This window comes from Lysinibacillus sp. G1-3 (assembly GCF_056322905.1).
Window position 1 is genome coordinate 1 of the sequence record NZ_JBWHYQ010000044.1, and the last position, 1,987, is coordinate 1,987.

3 protein-coding genes and 1 rRNA gene are annotated in these 1,987 nt (G+C 34.4%); 3 read left to right on the forward strand and 1 reads right to left on the reverse strand.

Annotated features, from left to right (window positions below; translation table 11 throughout):
• The coding region (locus tag ACVYAD_RS24905) for an IS3 family transposase (RefSeq protein ID WP_476428271.1) at positions 1-91 on the forward strand (91 nt) is incomplete at its 5' end.
• Between the two features lie 44 nt (positions 92-135).
• Here the strand turns inward: ACVYAD_RS24905 and ACVYAD_RS24910 are convergent.
• Positions 136-486 carry a YgzB family protein gene (locus ACVYAD_RS24910; protein WP_349661107.1) on the reverse strand — a complete coding sequence of 117 codons (351 nt, stop codon included), beginning with the start codon at positions 484-486 and terminating at the stop codon, positions 136-138.
• Between the two features lie 209 nt (positions 487-695).
• Here ACVYAD_RS24910 and ACVYAD_RS24915 point away from each other — a divergent pair, with 209 nt between their 5' ends.
• Positions 696-1,589: a nucleotidyltransferase-like protein gene (locus ACVYAD_RS24915; RefSeq protein WP_079564329.1), complete on the forward strand. Its 894-nt coding sequence runs from the start codon at positions 696-698 to the stop codon at positions 1,587-1,589.
• Positions 1,590-1,929: 340 nt separating this feature from the next.
• Positions 1,930-1,987 (forward strand): 16S ribosomal RNA (locus tag ACVYAD_RS24920); the annotation flags it as partial.

The window sequence follows — 1,987 nt, forward strand, 5'->3', positions numbered from 1 at the left end:
ATATATCAATTACTATAATACGAAACGGATTAAGGCAAAACTAAAAATGAGTCCGGTGCAATACCGAACTCATTTTACCCAAGCTGCCTAATGAAATAACCGTGTCTAACTTTTAGGGGTCACTTCATCGAAGGGCTAGGATTTTTTTGCCTTATTATAAGATTGGTCGAACTCTTTTCCTTCTAGAGTTGGATCCAGTGTTAATGGTTCATTGCAGTACATACACATATCTACACGGCCTAATACTTTTGTGTACTTATGGCAATTAGGGCATACGACTTGAACGGCTCGTGTTGAGAGCAATCCAATCCAAGCATATACGACTGTACTACCAATAATACAAAGTACACCAAGGGTCATGAAAATTAAGACTAGAATAGGATTGTTTTTAAAGAAGATTCCCCCATACATAACTACAAAGCCTATAAAAATAAGTGCTAATGCGAATGAACGGATTTTATTAATTTTATTTTTGTAAGGTTTCATTTATCATCTTGCCTCCCAATCTAAAATCTACTATAACATATAAGAACAAAGTATTTTAACTTTGATAACGTGGAAAGAAGGAATACTTTTAGAGTATGTCGAAATTTTAACGAAATCAATCTCGCCTTGGCGTAATTGAGTCCGGTGAAAATCCGTCACATCCACTGAACGAAGATAAAAGGTTACAAGCAAATAGAGGGGGACTGAACATGGAACAAGTTTTACGTCCAATATATCAGGAACGTGCAAGTCAGTCGAATACACTAGGCGTTATTTTAGTGGAAAAACGAGAGGAACAAAGTAATGTTACAGATACATTTGATACAATCTTACTTATTATCGTAAAAGAAGCAGAACAGCCAGTCTTTACGAAACACTACCTATATGAAGGAAATAAAGTAGCTTTACATACGGTTACCGAGAAAATAATACGAAAATGGTTGCTTATTGGCTCGAATAAAAAAGTGGTCGATTGGATTTTCTTTGGAAGAGTATTATTTGATCGTAATGAATTTCTTCATAAATTAAAAATAGAATTACAGGAGTTTCCGTTTAGTGGTCGTAAAATCAAAACAGGCATTCAATTTTCAAAATTAATTCGTCGTTACTTAGAAGGAAAAGAATACTTTGATAAAGGTAGCTATCTTGATGCTTATAATCATGTAGTAGATTCGTTACATCATTTAGGCCGTTTATCCATTATTGATAGTGGACTTTATCCTGAAGTAACTGTTTGGGCACAGGTGAAAAAAATAGAACCAGCGATTTATAAATTGTACGAGGAGCTCGTTACAAGTACTGAGCCAATAGAGAAACGATTAGAGCTATTGTTTTTAGCGAGTGAGTTTTTAATACATTCGCGTACTCGAGACGGCGCTCAGCATATTTTAGAAGTCATGCAAACAAAGGATACTTGGACTATTCAGGAATTGCATGATCATGGTGAGCTCATGAATTACTCAGTAGATTTAGAAGTATTTGTAGAGTATCTAGTGGACAAAGGTTATATTCAAATTGAACCGATCGTTGCGAAAAGTGAAATGATATTCCACCGTCATTATAAGGTAAATAAAGAAGCTCTAGAAATGGAGCAAGGACTGTAGTATGCTAGTTATCGAGGTATGAAAAATACCTCGATATTTTTTATAAAAAAGTTATTGACTTTTAATTAGTTGATATTGTATTATATTAATTGTCGCTAAGACATAATAAAAAAACTCAACGAACGAAAAAACTTTTAAAAAGTTGTTGACATGAATTGAGTTAAATGTTAATATAAAGAAGTCGCTGAAAAACAACGGCGGCAAAATGGACCTTGAAAACTGAACAAGCAAAACGTAATCAATAAAGTTTTTAGTAACTAACCTTGAGTTGGTGAACGAAACAAAATTTTGGACATCAAACATGATGCCAGCAAAACAATTTGAGCTTATCAAATTTCTTTTTATGGAGAGTTTGATCCTGGCTCAGGACGAACGCTGGCGGCGTGCCTAATACATGC